We start from the raw sequence: 18,469 nt of genomic DNA, 5'->3' as shown, positions 1-18,469 counted from the left end.
CTACGACACCATCGGCCGGGTCGTGGTGCAGGCCCCCGAGCACGTCATCGACAACGAGAAGGCCCTCGCGAAGGCCGGCGACGACCCGAAGAAGCGGCGCAAGGTGGTCCGCAAGAAGCCGCCGGAGGGCTCGATCGGCTGGGGTCAACCCACCTTCGACCGACTTGTCGACGCCGAGCCGGAGCCGCTGACCTCCAGCTTCCAGGTCAGCCACTCGATGTTGCTCAACGTCATCGGCCGGCCCGGGGACGCGTTCACCGCGATGCGGCACCTGCTCACCGACAACCACGAGGAGCCCGCCGCGCAGCGTCGGCACATCCGCCGGGCGATCGCCATCTACCGGGCGCTGCGGGCCGGCGGGGTCGTCGAGGAGCTGCCCGAGCCGGACGAGACCGGCCGGCGGATCCGGCTCACCGTCGACCTCCAGCTCGACTTCGCCCTCAACCAGCCGCTCTCCCCCCTCGCGCTGGCCACCATCGAGCTGCTCGACGCCGAGTCCCCGTCGTACGCCCTCGACGTGCTGAGCGTGATCGAGTCGATCCTCGACGACCCACGGCAGATCCTCTCCGCGCAGCAGTTCAAGGCGCGCGGCGAGGCGGTCGCCGCGATGAAGGCCGAGGGCATCGAGTACGAGGCGCGCCTCGAACTGCTCGACGAGGTGACCCACCCGAAGCCCCTGGCCGAGCTGCTGGAGGCCGCGTACGAGATGTACCGGCAGGGTCACCCCTGGGTCGCCGACCACCAGCTCTCCCCCAAGGCCGTGGTCCGCGACATGTACGAGCGGGCGATGACCTTCACCGAGTACGTGCAGTTCTACGGGCTGACCCGCTCGGAGGGCCTGGTCCTGCGCTACCTGGCCGACGCGTACAAGACGCTGCGCCAGACCGTGCCCGAGGACGCCAAGACCGAGGAGCTGATCGACCTCATCGAGTGGCTGGGCGAGTTGGTCCGCCAGGTCGACTCCAGCCTCATCGACGAGTGGGAGCGGCTGCGCAACCCGTCCGACGTGGCCGAGGTGGCCCTGGCGCACGCCGCGCTGACCGACCGGCCGCCGGCGGTGACGCGCAACGCGCGGGCGTTCCGGGTGCTGGTGCGCAACGCGCTGTTCCGCCGCGTCGAGCTGGCCGCGCTGCGCCGCTGGGACCTGCTCGCCGAGTTGGACGCCGAGGACGGCTGGGACTACGACGCGTGGGCCGACGCGCTCGCGCCGTACTTCGAGGAGTACGACTCGATCGGCGTCGGGCCGGACGCCCGGGGGCCGGCACTGCTCATGATCGAACAGGGCCGGGAGCGGTGGACCGTCCGGCAGAGCTTCGACGACCCCAACGGCGACCACGACTGGGGCATCAGCGCCGAGATCGACCTGGTGGCCTCCGACGAGGTCGGCGCCGCGGTCGTCCGGATCACCGACGTCGGCCAGCTCTAGCAAGCGTCTCGACAGGGGGTCGTCCGCACGCCGGACGGCCCCCTTTGTCGCGTCTTCCGCACCCCTTTTTCGGCTGGGCGATGTCAGACCTGTCGATTAGAATGTATGTACTAATCGAGTTCCTGACCTGCAGGATTACGATCCGGGAGGCCGCCCGTGACCGCGCCCGCCGCCACGCCCCTCACCCCCTACGCCACGCTGCTCGGCTTCACCCGCTACGTCGACCGCACCGGCCCCACCAAGGCCAACTTCGTTGGCGGTCTGCGCAAGCAGCGGGCCAGCCGCTCCGGCTTCAACCCGCACGGCCAGTTCGTCAAGGCGCTCAAGGCCGACATCGCCTTCCACACCGGCGGCACCCACCTGACCGGGGTGGTCGACGTGGTCAAGCCCCGCTGGCGCCCGCTCTACCAGGCGCTCGTTCCCGGTGCCACGGCCTGGCTGCACTCCCTCGGTGAGCCCGCCGCCGTCGACCTCGCCCAGACCCGCGACGCCCTGGCCATGCTGGGCGACCTACCCGTCAAGATCAACCCCCATTTCGGGGTACGCCACGCCGACGGCCGCGCCGAAGCGGTCCGCCTGCACTTCGACGAGACCCCACCGAGCGAGGAGTCGGTGCTGGCCACCCTGCACCTGATGGCCCGACACATGGACGCGGTGCTCCCGCACGCCGAGCCGGTCCTGGTGGATGTCCGCCGTGGCCAGGCCCATCGCATGCCCACCGACGCCAAGCCCGAGCAGATCGAACGTTGGCTGGCCGGCGAAGCTGCCGCCTTCCGCGCCATCTGGTCCACCGCCGCCTGAGACACGCTGCCGCCCTGAGACGCACCGCCGCCTGAGACACGCCGCCGTCCGAGCACCCTGCCGCCGCTGATCCGGGCGGCTTGGCACTCGGGCGGCGGCCTGCGCCGAGGCACCCGCCACCGAGACTGCGGCGTCCCTCAGCTGAGCACGCGGTCCAGTGCCGCGCCCAGCCGTGGCGCGAGGGTCGCGGCGTAGGTGGCGGTGATGTGGTTGTTGTCGCGGTACACGAGCACCCCACCGATGACCGGCGAGCACCGCTCACGCGGGCAGATGGCCGAGTTCAGGTCCACCAGGTGCACCTTGTCATTGCTGCGGGCTGCCGCTTCGTGGGCCGGGCCGCCGCCACCCGCGAGGACCTTGTCGCGCGGGGACGCGCACCGGGTCAGGTTCTTCGGATTGGCGGACACACACTCCGCGATGTCCCTGTCGTGGTACGGGGTGTCACGCAGCACGATCACCGGAACCCCGGCCGCCGCCATCGCGGCCCACGTCCGCCGGAGTGCGTCAGCGAAGGCGGCCTGCGGTTGGTCGGTGACCCGGTCACCGTTCTGCATCATCACATAGAACGATGTGCTCACCACCAGCACGTTCGGGCGCTCGGCCCCGGTCACCAGCGCGCGAAGCTTGTCGTTCCACTCGGTGCAACTGGGGTACGGCCGGCTGTCCAAGGCGACGTCGCCGTCGATGAACGGGCAGGAGGACTTCGTGTAGCTCCGCAGGCGCCACTTCTTCGACTCGGCCACCCGCTGCAACGCCGGAAGCCACTGGGCGGCGTGGGAATCCCCGGCGAGAGCCACTGTGAACGACCCGTTCGGGTCCCCGTACTGGCAGGCCTTGACCGCACTGCTGCGCTGGTCCGCGTGGCATCCGTCCCGCCACGTGTCGGGGCCGTCCTTGCTGGCCACCAGCGGGTCCGGCACGAACGGTCCGACCCGGTCGACCGGAATCCCGGCGTCGCTGCTGGCCGGCGAGTTGCCCAGCGCGGAGGCGCCCAGAACGGCGGGTGAGGCAGCCACGGGAACACCGCTACCGACCGCCGTCGGCGCGGCCAGGGTGGGCGGCAGCGGCGCGCTCGTCGGTGGGACGGTGAGTTGGAAGGCCAGTCCCGCCAGGAGGGCCGCCCCCGTGCAGATCGCCCCGAGCTGCAGTGACCGGGCGGGTTCCCAGGTGAGCGTCGGCGACATCCGGATCGGGTTCTCGATGAACCGGTAGGTGAGGGCGGCCGGCACCACTGAGAACGCGACGACGGCGAGGTTGGCGGCGGTGGTGAGCTCCCCGAACCGAGCCTCGGCGGCGATGAGCAGCGGCCAGTGCCAGAGATACAGGGAGTAGGAGATGGCGCCCACCGCGCGGACCGGCCGCAGCGCCAGTAGCAGGGCGGGCCCGACGCCCCCGGCGGCCAGGCCTCCGGCGATGACCGCTGCCGTGCCCAGGGTGGGGGCCAACGCCACGTACCCGGGGAAGGCGGAAGCCTCCGACAGGAGAGCGGCGGACGCCACGATCGCGGCGAGGCCGCACCAGCCGAGCGCGGCGGCCAGCAGCCGGGGCAGACGTTGCAGATGCCCGGCGAGCAGGGCCAGGAAGCCGCCAAGGGCGAGCTCCCACATCCTGGTGGTGGTCACGAAGTAGGCGCGGGCGGGATTGTCGTCGGTCAGCCAGACGGACCACGCGAAGGACGGCACGGCGACCAGCGTGAGGGCGAAGAACAGGTATCCGGTGCGGGCGTAGCGCCGCCGACCGAACCACACCGCGGCGGCCAGCAGCAGTGGCCACACCAGGTAGAACTGCTCCTCGACACCGAGGGACCAGAAATGTTGCAGGATGCTGGGCGCCCGGTTGGCCGCCAGATAGTCGACGGACTGGTCGGCGAGGCGCCAGTTCATGGCGTACAACCCGCTGAACACCACGTCCCAGCCGGTGGCCGACCACCGGGTCCGCGGCAGGAAGGCGAACGTGAGCAACAGGCTCGCGAGGAGAACCACCACCGCGGCCGGCAGGAGCCGCTTGGCGCGCCGGGCGTAGAAGCCGACCAGCGAGAGGCGGCCCGTCCGGTTCACCTCGGCCACGAGCAGTCCGGTGATCAGGTATCCGGAGATCACGAAGAAGACGTCAACGCCGACGAAGCCGCCCGGCACCAGTTGCTGGCCGGCATGTCCCACGAGCACCAGAATCACGGCGAGGGCACGCAGGCCCTCCACGTCACCCCGGAATCCGGCCCGAGGACTGGCTTCCGGCCGCACGGCCGTTTGTGTCATTCGTTCCCACCCCATGCCTATTTCGCGTCGTTGGCACAACTGGGCGAAGGCCTGGGTGGTTACGATCCGTATCGAGCCGGTTGCCGGATTTTGCCCCGGTGGCGATCGTCGTCCGGCGCGCGCTCCCCGCATCACCGAAAACCCGGGATTCCGGCGGGGTTCGTGCCATCGAGGTAGTGGCCCCAGGCGCGCGAGGGGCCACTACCTCAAGACGGTGCCGGACGGCGTGCCGAACGCCGGTGGGTCAGGCGGCGGGGAGGTACTTGGCCAGGTCGTCGAGGATCTTGTTGGCGGCGCCGACACCGATGCCGGTCATCCAGACCTCGTCGGAGACGGGGTACGCCTTGCCGGCCTTGACGGCGTTGAGGCCCTTCCAGAGGGTTCCGCCGGCCACCTTGGTCTGCTCGGCAGCGGCCTTGTCGCCGTACGCGGTCACGAAGATGACGTCACCGTCGACCTCGTTGATCCGCTCGGGGCTGACCAGGTCGAAGCGCTTGTCCTCCTTGGCGGCGAGCAACTGCCGCTCGGGACGGCCCAGCCCGGTGTCGCCGATGACGATGCCGGAGAACGAGTCGGGGCCGTACACCCGGATGTTGCCCGGCAGGAACCGCACGATCGACACCTTGCGGGCGGCGGCGTCACCGAGGGTGGCACCAAAGTCCCTGGCCCGCTTCTCGTACGTGCCGAGCAGGTCCTTGGCCTGCTGCTCGCGGCCGAGCGCCTTGCCGTCGAGGAGAAGGTTCTCCTTCCAGGTGATGCCCACCTTGTCGGTGAACACGGTCGGCGCGATGGCGGCCAGTTCGTCGTAGAACTTCTCCTGGCGGAACTTGCTGCCGAGGATGAGGTCCGGCTTCAGTGCGTTGATCGCCTCCAGGTCGGGCTCGGTGAGGACCCCGACCTCCTTGATGCCGGCGAGCTTGTCCGCGCCGAAGTAGGTCGGCCAGCTCTTGGCCTCACCGGCGGTGGCGGCGCCGACGGGCGTGATGCCCAACGAGAGCGCCGTGTCGATCTTGTCGGTGTCGAGCACGACCACCCGCTTGGGCTCCGCCGGGACCTTGGTGGTGCCCATGGCGTGGGTGATCTCCCGGGTCTCCCCGGTGGTGGTGCCGGCGACCGGGTCGCTCTCACCGCAGGCGGTGAGTCCGACGCCGAGGGCGGCGGCCGCGGCGAGAGCGGCGACGAGACGACGCATCAGAGTCCTTTCGAGGGGTACGAGCCGGCGAGCGGGACCGCTTCGTCGGCGGGGGTGACCGGGCTGGCGGAGGTGCCGCCGGTGTACGCGGGCACCACCAGCGGCGCGCCGGTCACCGGGCAGGGCACGACCACGCAGGCCAGCCCGAAGACGTCACGGACCAGGTCGGCGGTGAGGATCTCCCGGGGCGGCCCGGCGGCCACCACGGTGCCGGCGCGCATCGCGACCAGGTGGTCGGCGTAGCGGGCGGCCTGGTTCAGGTCGTGCAGCACGGCGACCACGGTGCGGCCCCGCTCGGAGCGCAGCCGATGCAGGAGATCCAGCACCTCCACCTGGTGGGCCAGGTCGAGGAAGGTGGTCGGCTCGTCCAGCAGCAGGGCGTCGGTGTCCTGGGCCAGGGTCATGGCGATCCACACCCGTTGCCGCTGACCGCCGGAGAGGCTGTCCACCGGCCGGTCGGCCAGGTCGGTCACGTCGGCGAGGGCCATCGCCTGGTCCACCGCCGTGCCGTCCTCCGACGACCACTGCCGCCACCACCGCTGGTAGGGCTGCCTGCCGCGCCCGACCAGGTCCGCGACGGTGACGCCCTCGGGCACCAGCGGGCTCTGCGGCAGGACGCCGAGGCGGCGGGCGACCTCCCGGGTCGGCAGGTCACGGATCGCGGTGCCGTCCAGCAGCACCGTGCCTCGGCGGGGGGTGAGCAGCCGGGCCATCGTGCGCAGCAGGGTGGACTTGCCGCACGCGTTGGGGCCGACGATCACGGTGAACGCGTCGGTCGGCAGGTCCAGGTCGAGCCCGTCGAGCACGGTCCGGTCGTCGTAGCCGGCGACCAGGTCGCGGGTGGAGAGCATCACACGACTCCTTGAAGGGTCACGACGACCGCCGCCGACCACGCAGCAGCAGGAAGATCAGGTACGGGCCACCGATCGCGGCGGTCAGCACCCCGGCGGGCAGTTGGGTGGGTGCGAACAGTCGCCGGCCGGCCAGGTCGGCCAGCACCAGCAGGAGCGCGCCGAGCAGGGCCGCGCAGACCAGTGGCGGCCGTTCGGCGCGGACCAGCCGTCGGGCCACCTGCGGGGCGACCAGCGCCACGAAGTCGACGGCGCCGACCTGGGCGGTGACCATCGCGGCGATGAGCACGCCGGTGCCGGCGAGGCCGATCCGGCGGGCCACCGGGCGCAGCCCGACGCCCCGCGCGGTGTCGTCGTCCAGCGCGGTGCTGTTCAGCGCCCAGCCGGCCCAGGCCAGCACCGGCAGCAGCACCAGCAGGCTGCCGGCGATCCAGGCGGCCTCGGTCCAGCCCTTGCCGGCCAGGGTGCCGATCAGCCAGATCTGCGCGCGCAGCCCGTCGATCGGGTCGGCGGTGAGCATGACCACCTCGGTCAACGCCCGGAAACCGAACGCGACAGCCACCCCGGCGAGCACGAACCGCTGTGCCGCCAGCCCGTGGCGGGCACCGAGGGCGAACAGCAGCACCGCCGCGAGCAGCCCACCCACCAGCGCGGTGGGCGCCACCAGCACGGCGGCCATTCCACTGGTCAGGGCCACGGTGGCGGCGAGGCCGGCACCCTGGGTGATGCCGATGACGTCCGGGCTGGCGAGCGGGTTGCGGGCCACGCTCTGGATCAGCGTGCCGGCCACGCCGAAGGCGGCGCCAGCCACGGCGGCCAGCACGACCCGCGGCAGCCGAAGGTCAAAGACCACGAGGTCGTACGGGGTGCCGGCACCGGAGAGGGCACGCAGCACGTCGGCCGGGGCGACGTACGGGGTGCCCAGCGACAGGCTGAGCACGACGGCCAGCAGGAGCAGCACGGTCAGCACGGCGGCCACCAGGACCGCTCGACGGCGGATCAGCAGGCTGACCGGCCCGATCCGCAGCAGCGACCGCCCGGCCAGCCCGGCAGGCCGGGGATCAGGCGAGCCGGCGGCCGCCACGGCCGGCACACCGGCGGGGGCGAGCGGGTCAGCGGGGTCCGATGGACGCTGGGTGGTGGTCACGCGGTCACCACCCGGGCACGGCGGACCAGCACGGCGAGCAGTGGTGCACCGATCAGCGCGGTGACGATGCCGGCCGGAATCTCGCCGGGTGGGGCGACGAGCCGGCCCACGATGTCGGCGCCGAGCAGCAGCGCCGGCCCGAGAAGGGCGGAGACGGCGAGGGTCCAGCGGTGGTCCGCGCCGACCAGGGCGCGCGCCAGGTGCGGCACGGCCAGCCCGACGAACGCGACCGGTCCGGCAGCGGCCACCGCGGCACCGGTCAGCAGCACGGCGGCGAGGCCACCGCCGAGGCGGACCAGACCGATCCGGTGGCCGAGACCACGGGCCACGTCGTCGCCGAGCGCCAGCGCGTCCAGACCGCGGGCCACCAGGGCGGCCAGCACCAATCCGACGAGGACGAAGGGAAGCACCTGCGCGGCGACCGACAGGTCCCGGCCGGCCAGCCCGCCGACCACCCAGAAGCGGTACTCCTCGAAGGTGCGGGCGTCGATGCTGAGCAGCGCGTACACCCCGGAGGCGAGGCTGGCGTCGAGCGCCGCGCCGACCAGCGCGAGGGTGACCGGGCTGGCGCCCTCACGGGCGCTGGTCGCGATGGCGAAGACCAGCAGCCCGGCGATCAGGGCTCCGGCGATGCCGAACCAGACGTACCCGGCGAGCGTGCCGACGCCGAAGACGGAGATCGCCAGGACCACGCCGAACGACGCGCCCGCGCTGATGCCCAGGATGCGCGGCTCGGCGAGGGGGTTACGGGTGAGCGCCTGGAACAACACCCCCGCCACGGCGAGCGCGAGCCCGACGGCGAGGCCGAGCGCGGTCCGTGGCATTCGCAGCTCACGGACGATGGTGCTGGCGTCGCCGCCGTCCGGCGCGACGAGCGCGTGCCAGACCTGGTCGACGCCGAGTTGTCGACTGCCGAGCGCGAAGCTGGCCAGCACGGTGACAAGCAGCACCAGCGCAGCGCCGACGGTGACGGCCACCCGGCGGCCGGTGCGGGTGCCGGACCGGTTGCGGGCCAGGGTCGGCCGGGTGGCGAGGGTGGTCACGAGTCTCCTGCACGTTCACGGTTAGGTTCGCCTTACCTTAGCTGAACTGGTGAGGGTCACCTAACTCGCGATCATCGATCCGGTGCGGGCTGACCAGGGCGGACACCCGCGCGGGAGGGGATGACGCGCCTAGGGTGGGAGAATGCGCTTCGACCAGCACACGGTCGTACTCCTGGCCCGGCCGGCGGACGCCCCGGAGCTGCCGCAGGACGCGATCGACCGCTTGCAGGACGCCCACCTGGCCCACCAGGCGGGCCTCGTGCAGCAGGGGCTGGTGCTCGCGGCCGGGCCGTTCCTGCACCCCGACGACGAGCAGCTGCGGGGCTTCGTGGTGCTGTCCATCGCCCCGGACGAGGCACGCGCGCTCTTCGCCAACGACCCGGCCGTGCGTGCCGGTCACCTGGTCGCGCGGGTCACGACGTGGCTGCTACCGGAGGGCAACCTGCGCTTCGAGAGCGTGCCGGTGCCGCAGTCGATGCTGGAGGCGGCCGCCGGAGACTGAGCGCCGCGCCGGTCAGCCGGCCGAACCGCTCCCGGCCTACTCCGGCAACTGCGCGAGCGGGACCACCCGCGGGGCGTCCATCGGGCCGACGATCACCCGCAGTTCCGGGTAGTGGTCGCGCAGCACCTGCCGACACCCCGCACAGGGCGCGACGACCTCGCGGCCGCGGTCGGCGACCGTGACGATCGTCTCCAGCACGGTGACGCCCTGCGTCGCGGCCGTGCCGATCACTACCAGCTCGGCGCAGGCCCCGCCGGTGGCGTGTTGGACGTTCACGCCCGTGAAGACCCGCCCGTCCGCGGTTCGGGCCGCCGACGCGACAGTGTGGTGCTGGCTGCGGCAACGCAGCTTGGCGACCGCCGTGGCGGCCTGCACCAACGCCCGGTCGGTGTCGCGCATCTCCATACCGGCTCCCCCAGCGCTCGACGTCGGCCGCCAACTCTAGGTCCCGCTGTTGGCCGTCGCGGGAGCGGAGGTGGCCGTCGAAGAGCCGGCCGCCCGGTAACCCAGGGGCGGTGCGCCGCCGGGCTGCCTATCCTTGGGCACGACATGCAGAATCCAACAGCCTCCGTCGCGACCGATTCCGTTCGCGAGCTGCACCGCCGCCTCACCCCTCTGATGTTCCGCGACCAGCGCCGACTCCAACGGCGCCTCGACGGTGCACGCAAGCTGCGCGACCCGCAGCGTCGGGAGGCGGCGCTGGCCGAGATCACCGCCGACCTGGTCCGGGCCGAGCAGCGGCTCGCTGCCCGGCAGGCGGCGGTGCCCGTGATCACGTACCCGGCGGGCCTGCCGGTCAGTGAACGCAAGGACGACATCGCCGCCGCCATCCGCGACCACCAGGTGGTGATCGTGGCGGGCGAGACCGGCTCCGGCAAGACCACCCAGATCCCCAAGATCTGCCTGGAGCTGGGGCGCGGCGTGCACGGCCTGATCGGGCACACCCAGCCCCGACGGTTGGCCGCCCGCACGGTGGCCGACCGGATCGCCGACGAGCTGGGCACCGAGCTGGGCGACGTCGTCGGCTACAAGGTCCGCTTCACCGACCAGGTCAGCGAGCGCAGCCTGGTGAAGCTGATGACCGACGGCATCCTGCTGGCCGAATTGCAGACCGACCGGATGCTGCGCCAGTACGACACGCTGATCATCGACGAGGCGCACGAGCGCAGCCTCAACATCGACTTCATCCTCGGGTACCTGCGGGAGCTGCTGCCCCGCCGACCCGACCTCAAGGTGATCATCACCTCGGCGACCATCGAGACCGACCGCTTCGCCCGGCACTTCGCCGGCCCACCCACCGCCGACGAGCCGCAGGGCGTACCGGCACCGGTGATCGAGGTGTCCGGGCGCACCTACCCGGTGGAGGTGCGCTACCGGCCCCTGGTCGAGCTCGCCGACGGCGAGGAGGACGGCGACGGCGACGAGGAGAACGTCCGCGACCAGATCCAGGCGATCGGCGACGCCGTCGAGGAACTGGCAGCCGAGGGTCCCGGCGACATCCTGGTCTTCCTCAGCGGCGAGCGGGAGATCCGGGACACCGCCGACGCGCTGGGCAAGCTGGTGCAGAAGAAGCGCTCGCTCCTCGGCACCGAGATCCTGCCGCTGTACGCGCGGCTGTCCGCCGCCGAGCAGCACCGGGTCTTCGCCGCGCACTCGTCGCGCCGGGTGGTGCTCGCCACCAACGTCGCGGAGACCTCGCTGACCGTGCCCGGCATCAAGTACGTGGTGGACCCGGGCACCGCCCGGATCTCCCGCTACTCCAGTCGGCTCAAGGTGCAGCGGCTGCCGATCGAGCCGATCTCCCAGGCGTCGGCCAACCAGCGCAAGGGCCGGTGTGGGCGTACCTCGGACGGCATCTGCATCCGCCTCTACGACGAGCAGGACTTCGGATCCCGGCCCGAGTTCACCGACCCGGAGATCCTGCGCACCAACCTGGCGTCGGTCATCCTGCAGATGACCGCGATCGGGCTCGGCGACCTCGCCGCGTTCCCGTTCATCGACCCACCGGACAAGCGCAACATCACCGACGGCGTCAACCTGCTGCACGAGTTGGGCGCGTTGGACCCGACCGAGGCCGACCCGGCGAAACGGCTCACCGCGCTCGGCCGGCGGCTGGCCCAACTGCCGGTCGACCCGCGCCTGGCCCGCATGGTGGTCGAGGGCGAACGCAACGGCTGCGCCACCGAGGTGCTGGTGATCGCCGCCGCGCTCTCCATCCAGGACCCACGGGAGCGGCCGGCGGAGAAGCAGGCCCAGGCCGACCAGGCGCACGCCCGGTTCGCCGACAAGGAGTCGGACTTCGTCGCCTACCTCAACCTGTGGCGCTACCTGCGCGAGCAGCAACGCGAGCTCTCCTCCAGCGCGTTCCGCCGGATGTGCAAGGCGGAGTACCTGAACTACCTGCGGATCCGCGAGTGGCAGGACATCGTCAGCCAACTGCGCCAGGTGCTGCGTACCCCTGGGGAAGGCGACCGGCGTGGTGGGCGGCCGGCGCGCGACACCTCGCCGGACGCGGACGCCGGCCGGGGTGCCGGCCGGCGGGGCGGCGCGGACCTGCCGGAGGAGATCGACACTCCGAAGGTGCACCAGTCGCTGCTGCCCGGCCTGCTGTCGCACATCGGCCTCAAGGACGCCCAGAAACACGAGTACCTGGGGGCGCGGGGCGCGAAGTTCGCACTCTTCCCCGGGTCGGCGTTGTTCAAGAAGCCGCCGCGCTGGGTGATGGCCGCCGAGCTGGTGGAGACCTCCCGGCTGTGGGGCCGCATCGCCGGCCGGGTCGAGCCGGAGTGGGTCGAACCGCTCGCGCAGCACCTGGTCAAGCGCAGCTACAGCGAGCCGCACTGGGAGAAGAAGCAGGCCGCGGTGATGGCCTACGAGAAGGTCACCCTGTACGGCGTTCCGCTGGTCAGCTCCCGCAAGGTCAACTTCGGGCGGATCGATCCGACGCTGAGCCGGGAGCTGTTCATCCGGCACGCCCTCGTCGAGGGCGACTGGCAGACCCACCACCAGTTCTGGGCGGACAACAAACGACTGCTCGCCGAGATCGAGGAACTGGAGAGCCGGGCCCGACGCCGGGACATCCTGGTCGACGACGAAACCATCTTCGGCTTCTACGACCAGCGGATCCCGGCCGACGTGTCCTCCGGCCGGCACTTCGACTCGTGGTGGAAGAAGACCCGCCGCGAGCAACCCGACCTGCTCACCTTCACCCGCGACCTGCTGGTCAACGACGGCCGGGCGGGGGTGGCCGAGGACGACTACCCGGACGAGTGGCAGACCGACGGGGTCAGCCTGCCGCTGACCTACCGGTTCGAGCCGGGCACGCCCGACGACGGCGTCACGGTGGACATCCCGTTGCCGCTGCTCAACCAGGTGCCGGCGGAGAACTTCGACTGGCAGGTGCCGGGCCTGCGCGAGGAGACGGTGATCGCGCTGATCCGGTCGCTGCCCAAGGCGATCCGCCGCAACTTCGTCCCGGTGCCGGACTACGCCCGGGCCGCCCTGGCGGCGATCACGCCCGGCGAGGAGTCGCTGCTGGACGCGCTCACCCGGCAGCTACGTCGGATGACCGGGGTGACAGTGCCCCGCGACGCCTGGGAACCGGGCAAACTCCCGGCGCACCTGCGGGTGACCTTCCGGGTCCTCGGCGACGACGAGAAGCCGGTCGCCGAGGGCAAGGACCTGCCGGCCCTGCAACGCCAACTCCGCCAGGAGGTACGCCAGGTGGTGGCGGCCGCCGCGCCGGAGGTGGCCCGCACCGGGCTGCGCGAGTGGAGCATCGGCACGCTGCCGCGGACCATCGAGCAGGTCCGCGCCGGGTACGCGGTGACGGCGTACCCGGCGCTGGTGGACGAGGGCGCCACGGTCGGGGTGCGGGTGTTGGACTCCCCCGCCGAGGCGGAGGCGGCGCACTGGGCCGGCACCCGCCGGCTGCTGCGGCTCACCGTGCCATCCCCGGCGCGGTTCCTGCAGGGCCGGCTGAGCAACGAGGCGAAGCTGGCGCTGAGCCGCAACCCACACGGCGGCGTCCAGGATTTGATCGAGGACGCGGCCGGCGCGGCCATCGACCGGCTGATCGGCGCGGCCGGCGGGCCGGCATGGGACGCGGACGGTTTCGCGGCGTTGCGCGAGAAGGTCCGCGCCGACCTGATCGACACCGTCGTCGAGGTGATGGATCGGGTCCGCAAGGTCCTCGCCGCGGCGTACGCCGTCGAGCAGCGGCTCGGCGCGACCCGCAACCTCGCCGTGGTGGCGGCGCTGGCCGACATCCGCAACCAGCTAGCCGGGCTGGTGCACGCCGGTTTCATCACCGAGACCGGGTACGCGCGCCTGCCCGACCTGCTGCGCTACCTCACCGCCATCGAGCGTCGACTGGACCGCCTCGGTGGCAACCCGCAGCGCGACCGCCAGCAGCAGGACCGGATCGCGGCGGTGCAGAAGGAGTACGCCGACCTGCTCGCCGCGCTGCCGCCGGCCCGTCGGCAGGAGACGGCCGTCCGGCAGATCCGCTGGATGATCGAGGAGCTGCGGGTGAACGTCTTCGCCCAGGCCCTGGGCACCCCGTACCCCGTCTCCGAGCAGCGGATCTACCGCGCCATGGACGACGCCGAGGGCCGCTGACGCCGCTCAGAGCGGGTCCACCCCGGGCGGGAGCTCGTCGCGGTCGATGGCCGACTGGATGTAGTCGAGCAGGATGCGCCGAAGCTCCCGGCCGGCGTGGGTGGGTACGACGTCACGACGGCGGGCCACGGCGATGGTCCGCCGCACCCCGGGCGGGGCGAGGGGGGTGATCCGCACGCCCGGCCGGCGAGCCAGCACGATGCCGGGCACGAGCGCGATGCCGAGCCCCGCCTCGACGAAGCTGAGCACCGCGTCCATCTCGCCGCCGTCCACCGCGAAGGTCGGCTCGAAGCCGGCCTCCCGACAGGCCTGGATGGTGGCGTCGCGCAGGTCGTACCCCTCCCGGAACATCACCATCGGCTGGTCCCGCAGGTCGGTGATGCGCAGTTCGCCGGTCGCCGAGGCGGTCGGCACCTCGTCCACCGAGGCCACCACCAGGCTCTCCCGCAGGATCGGGTCGACCCGCAGCCCCGGGTCGGCCCCCTGCCCCGGCATGATGATCAGGGCCAGGTCGAGGTCGCCGTGGAGCAGGTCACGCACCAGGTCCTGGGAGCCGCCCTCCTCGACCCGCAGGTCGACGGTGGGGTGCGCGTCGCGGAACCGGCGCAGCACCGGCGGGGCGAGTGAGGTGGCCAGGCTGGGGGTGGCCCCGAGCCGGACGCGGCCCCGGCGCAGCCCGACCAACTCCTGAACCTCCCGGGTCGCGGTCTCCACGTCGGCGAGGATCCGGGTGGCCAACGGCAGCAGCACCTCACCCGCCGCGGTCAGCGCGATGTTGCCCCTTACCCGCTCGAAAAGCGGTGCGCCGAGGTCGGCCTCCAGAGCGTGAATTTGCTTACTGAGAGAAGGCTGGGTGATGCCCACGACGTCAGCGGCTTGGGTGAAATGTCGTACTTCGGCCACCGCGACGAAGTACCGGAGCTGATGGAGCTGCATCTACATAGCCTACGGCTATCAACACTGCGAGTTTGATGCATTGGACGACTGATCGAAGTGCTCCTAGCGTCGGTCGTGTGGTAATCACGAAAACTCGGTCGCCCATCCGCTCGAACGTCGGCCTCAAGGCCGTCATGGCGGTGACGGGCATCCTGCTGGTGCTCTTCCTCATCGCCCACATGCTCGGGAACCTGAAGGTGTTCACGGGGGAAACCTCGTTCGACCACTACGCCCACTGGCTGCGCGACATCGGCAAACCACTGCTGCCCGGCGTCTGGTTCCTGTGGATCCTGCGCACCGTGCTCACGGTGGCCGTCGTCGCCCACATCGTGGCCGCCACCGTGCTGGCCCGACGGGCCCGCGCGGCCCGCCCGGTCAAGTACGCCCACCGCAAGAAGATCAACGGCAGCTACGCGGCCCGCACGATGCGCTGGGGCGGCGTGATCATCCTGCTCTTCGTGATCTACCACCTCCTGGACCTGACCACCGGGACGCTGAACCCCGTCGGCAACGAGAGCAAGCCGTACGGCAACGTCGTCGCCGACTTCGCACCGGAGCGCTGGTACGTCACGCTCTTCTACACGCTGGCCATCCTCGCGGTGGGCTTCCACCTGCGTCACGGCGCGTTCAGCGCGTTCCGCAGCCTCGGCCAGCAGACGCCACGCGGCGAGCAGCGGGCGCGTACCGCAGCTCTGATCTTCGCCGTGCTGCTCTGCGCCGGGTACCTCGTGGTCCCGTTCGCCGTACTCACCGGATTGGTGTCCTGACATGGAACTCTTCACCGAGGGCGACCCGATCGCCGACACCAAGGCTCCCGCCGGCCCGGTCGAGAAGCGTTGGGAGACCCGGCGCTTCGAGGCCAAGCTGGTCAACCCCGCCAACCGCCGCAAGATGACGGTGATCGTGGTCGGCACCGGCCTGGCCGGCGGCTCCGCCGCGGCGACCCTGGCCGAGCAGGGCTACCACGTCAAGTCCTACTGCTACCAGGACAGCCCGCGCCGGGCGCACTCCATCGCGGCGCAGGGCGGCATCAACGCGGCGAAGAACTACCGCAACGACGGCGACTCCGTACACCGGCTCTTCTACGACACCGTCAAGGGCGGCGACTTCCGCTCCCGGGAGTCGAACGTGCACCGGCTCGCCGAGGTGTCGGTCAACATCATCGACCAGTGCGTCGCCCAGGGGGTGCCGTTCGCCCGCGAGTACGGCGGCCTGCTGGACACCCGCTCCTTCGGTGGCGCCCAGGTGCAGCGCACCTTCTACGCCCGGGGCCAGACGGGCCAGCAGCTGCTGCTCGGCGCGTACCAGGCGCTGGAGCGGCAGATCGGCCTGGGCAACGTGGAGATGAACGCCCGGCACGAAATGCTGGAGCTGGTCCTGGTCGACGGCAAGGCCCGGGGCATCGTCGTCCGGGACCTGGTCACCGGCGAGATCAGCACCGAGATGGCCGACGCCGTGGTGCTCGCCTCCGGCGGCTACGGCAACGTCTTCTACCTCTCCACCAACGCCAAGGGCTGCAACGTCACCGCCACCTGGCGCGCACACCGCAAGGGCGCGTACTTCGCCAACCCCTGCTACACGCAGATCCACCCGACCTGCATCCCGGTCTCCGGCGACCACCAGTCGAAGCTGACCCTGATGAGCGAGTCGCTGCGCAACGACGGCCGGGTCTGGGTCCCGAAGACCAAGGGTGACGACCGCAGCCCGAAGGACATCGGAGAGGACGAGCGGGACTACTACCTGGAGCGGATCTACCCCTCCTTCGGCAACCTGGTCCCCCGCGACATCGCCTCCCGGGCCGCGAAGAACGTGTGCGACGAGGGCCGGGGCGTCGGGCCGACGAAGCTCGGCGTGTACCTCGACTTCGCCGACGCGATCGGCCGGCTGGGCCGCAAGGCCATCGAGGCCAAGTACGGCAACCTCTTCGAGATGTACGAGCGGATCACCGGCGAGGACCCGTACGAGGTGCCGATGCGCATCTACCCCGCCGTGCACTACACGATGGGCGGCCTGTGGGTCGACTACGACCTCCAGTCGAACATCCCCGGCCTGTTCGTGATCGGTGAGGCGAACTTCTCCGACCACGGCGCGAACCGGCTCGGCGCCTCGGCGCTGATGCAGGGCCTCGCCGACGGCTACTTCGTGCTGCCCACCACCATCGCCAACTACCTGGCCTCCGGTCCGCTGGAGAAGGTCGACGCCAGCCACCCGGCGGCGGTCGAGGCGCGCACCGACGTCGAGGACCGCGTCCAGCGGCTGCTCGCGGTCAACGGCGACCGGACCGTGGACTCGTTCCACCGGGAGCTGGGCCAGGTCATGTGGGAACACTGCGGCATGGAACGCAGCGAGGCCGGGCTGCGCAAGGCGATCGACGAGATCCGGGCCCTGCGCGAGCAGTTCTGGCAGCGGGTCAAGGTGTCCGGCACCGGCGAGGAACTCAACCAGTCGCTGGAGAAGGCCGGCCGGGTGGCCGACTTCTTCGAACTGGCCGAGCTGATGTGCATCGACGCCCTGCACCGCGAGGAGTCCTGCGGCGGCCACTTCCGGGCCGAGCACCAGACCCCCGACGGGGAGGCGCAGCGCGACGACGACCGGTTCGCGTACGTGGCGGCCTGGGAGTTCACCGCCGACGGTGCGCCCTCGGTGCTGCACAAGGAAGACCTGAAGTTCGAATACGTCCACCCCACGCAGCGGAGCTACAAGTGAACCTGACCCTGCGCATCTGGCGCCAGAAGGGCCCTGAGGACAAGGGTCGGATGGTGACCTACCCGGTCGACGACGTGTCCCCGGACATGTCGTTCCTGGAGATGCTCGACGTGCTCAACGAACGGCTGATCCTCGCGGGCGAGGACCCGGTGGCGTTCGACCACGACTGCCGCGAGGGCATCTGCGGCATGTGCGGCCTGATGATCAACGGCGACGCGCACGGGCCGCAGCGCGGCACCACCGCCTGCCAGCTGCACATGCGGCAGTTCAAGGACGGCGAGACGATCGACATCGAGCCGTGGCGGGCCAGCGCCTTCCCGGTCGTCAAGGACCTGGTCGTCAACCGGAGCGCCTTCGACAAGATCATCGCGGCTGGCGGCTACATCACCGCGCCGACCGGCAGTGCACCCGAGGCGCACTCCACCCCGGTCGCCAAGGCCAACGCCGACGCCGCCTTCGAGTCCGCGGCCTGCATCGGCTGCGGCGCGTGCGTGGCGGCCTGCCCGAACGGCTCCGGCATGCTCTTCACCGCCGCCAAGCTCACCCAGCTCTCCCTGCTGCCGCAGGGTCAGCCCGAGCGGTACACCCGGGTGATCGGCATGGTCGACGCGCACGACGAGGCCGGCTTCGGCGGCTGCACCAACGCCGGCGAATGCACCCCGGCCTGCCCGAAGGGCATCCCGCTGAACACCATCGGCCGCCTCAACCGCGACTACCTCGCCGCCACCGCCAAGGGAGCCGACAACACCCCCGGCTCCTGAGGTCCACCACCCCTGACCCCAGACCGCCGTACCCAGCACTTTCCACGGGTACGGCGGTCTGGGGTTTTTGGCGTTGCTGGCTCTTGGTGTTGCTGGCTCTTGGTGTTGCTGGCTCTTGGTGTTGCTGGCTCTTGGCGTTGCTGGCTCTTGGCGTTGCTGGCTCTTGGTCGGTGGTTGCGGTGCGGGCTGGGGCGACCGTCCCCGGCTCCGGGCGGTCAGGCTTGATCCC

General features: G+C 71.3%; 14 protein-coding genes. 7 read left to right on the top strand and 7 right to left on the bottom strand.

All coding sequences use genetic code 11. From position 1 onward, the window contains the following. Both DLJ59_RS30805 and DLJ59_RS30800 read left to right on the top strand, forming a co-directional pair. Positions 1-1,426: DUF3516 domain-containing protein (locus DLJ59_RS30805; RefSeq protein ID WP_124777125.1), on the top strand; the 1,426-nt coding region annotated here is incomplete at its 5' end. 156 nt (positions 1,427-1,582) lie between these two features. Next, the gene (locus DLJ59_RS30800) at positions 1,583-2,227 is read left to right on the top strand and encodes a hypothetical protein (RefSeq protein ID WP_124777121.1); all 645 of its coding nucleotides are present in this window, start codon (positions 1,583-1,585) and stop codon (positions 2,225-2,227) included. A gap of 137 nt (positions 2,228-2,364) precedes the next feature. On the opposite strand, the gene DLJ59_RS30795 is transcribed toward DLJ59_RS30800, so the two are convergent. From DLJ59_RS30795 to DLJ59_RS30775, 5 genes are all read right to left on the bottom strand, one after another. Continuing rightward, positions 2,365-4,482, bottom strand: coding sequence for an acyltransferase family protein (locus DLJ59_RS30795; protein WP_124777118.1), 2,118 nt, complete (start codon positions 4,480-4,482; stop codon positions 2,365-2,367). A 244-nt stretch (positions 4,483-4,726) separates the two neighbouring features. Then, the gene (locus DLJ59_RS30790) at positions 4,727-5,674 is read right to left on the bottom strand and encodes an ABC transporter substrate-binding protein (RefSeq protein WP_124777115.1); all 948 of its coding nucleotides are present in this window, start codon (positions 5,672-5,674) and stop codon (positions 4,727-4,729) included. Then, positions 5,674-6,525, bottom strand: coding sequence for an ABC transporter ATP-binding protein (locus DLJ59_RS30785; RefSeq protein WP_124777112.1), 852 nt, complete (start codon positions 6,523-6,525; stop codon positions 5,674-5,676). Before DLJ59_RS30785 ends, DLJ59_RS30790 begins: the two co-directional genes overlap by 1 nt. A gap of 19 nt (positions 6,526-6,544) precedes the next feature. Then, entirely contained in the window at positions 6,545-7,672 is a 1,128-nt protein-coding gene (locus DLJ59_RS30780; RefSeq protein WP_244236312.1) for a FecCD family ABC transporter permease, read from the bottom strand. Then, positions 7,669-8,715, bottom strand: a complete 1,047-nt coding sequence (locus DLJ59_RS30775) for a FecCD family ABC transporter permease (RefSeq protein ID WP_124777109.1) — start codon at positions 8,713-8,715, stop codon at positions 7,669-7,671. The genes DLJ59_RS30780 and DLJ59_RS30775 overlap by 4 nt, the downstream gene beginning before the upstream one ends. A gap of 142 nt (positions 8,716-8,857) precedes the next feature. Here DLJ59_RS30775 and DLJ59_RS30770 point away from each other — a divergent pair, with 142 nt between their 5' ends. After that, positions 8,858-9,217 carry a YciI family protein gene (locus tag DLJ59_RS30770; RefSeq protein WP_124777106.1) on the top strand — a complete coding sequence of 120 codons (360 nt, stop codon included), beginning with the start codon at positions 8,858-8,860 and terminating at the stop codon, positions 9,215-9,217. Between the two features lie 36 nt (positions 9,218-9,253). On the opposite strand, the gene DLJ59_RS30765 is transcribed toward DLJ59_RS30770, so the two are convergent. Next, positions 9,254-9,622, bottom strand: a complete 369-nt coding sequence (locus DLJ59_RS30765) for a cytidine deaminase family protein (RefSeq protein ID WP_124777102.1) — start codon at positions 9,620-9,622, stop codon at positions 9,254-9,256. A gap of 144 nt (positions 9,623-9,766) precedes the next feature. Between DLJ59_RS30765 and hrpA the strand changes: the two genes are divergently transcribed. Beyond that, a complete protein-coding gene (gene hrpA, locus DLJ59_RS30760; protein ID WP_124777099.1) occupies positions 9,767-13,837 on the top strand; it encodes an ATP-dependent RNA helicase HrpA in 4,071 nt (1,356 codons plus the stop codon). A gap of 6 nt (positions 13,838-13,843) precedes the next feature. On the opposite strand, the gene DLJ59_RS30755 is transcribed toward hrpA, so the two are convergent. Next, positions 13,844-14,773 carry a LysR family transcriptional regulator gene (locus tag DLJ59_RS30755; RefSeq protein WP_124777096.1) on the bottom strand — a complete coding sequence of 310 codons (930 nt, stop codon included), beginning with the start codon at positions 14,771-14,773 and terminating at the stop codon, positions 13,844-13,846. Positions 14,774-14,856: 83 nt separating this feature from the next. On the opposite strand from DLJ59_RS30755, the gene DLJ59_RS30750 reads away from it, so the two are divergent. From DLJ59_RS30750 to DLJ59_RS30740, 3 genes are read left to right on the top strand one after another with little or no spacing between them, the layout of a single operon-like run. After that, the gene (locus DLJ59_RS30750) at positions 14,857-15,540 is read left to right on the top strand and encodes a succinate dehydrogenase cytochrome b subunit (protein ID WP_279635789.1); all 684 of its coding nucleotides are present in this window, start codon (positions 14,857-14,859) and stop codon (positions 15,538-15,540) included. A 1-nt stretch (position 15,541) separates the two neighbouring features. Further along, positions 15,542-17,479, top strand: a complete 1,938-nt coding sequence (locus DLJ59_RS30745; protein ID WP_124777091.1) for a fumarate reductase/succinate dehydrogenase flavoprotein subunit — start codon at positions 15,542-15,544, stop codon at positions 17,477-17,479. Further along, complete coding sequence (locus DLJ59_RS30740) at positions 17,476-18,240, top strand: succinate dehydrogenase/fumarate reductase iron-sulfur subunit (protein ID WP_124777088.1); 765 nt, start codon at positions 17,476-17,478, stop codon at positions 18,238-18,240. The genes DLJ59_RS30745 and DLJ59_RS30740 overlap by 4 nt, the downstream gene beginning before the upstream one ends. The last annotated feature ends 229 nt before the right edge of the window (positions 18,241-18,469 follow it).

The organism is Micromonospora inaquosa (genome assembly GCF_003857055.1).
Classification (GTDB): domain Bacteria; phylum Actinomycetota; class Actinomycetes; order Mycobacteriales; family Micromonosporaceae; genus Micromonospora; species Micromonospora inaquosa.
Note: the sequence above shows the minus strand (reverse complement) of the source record. Positions and strands in the feature narration are given on the sequence as shown.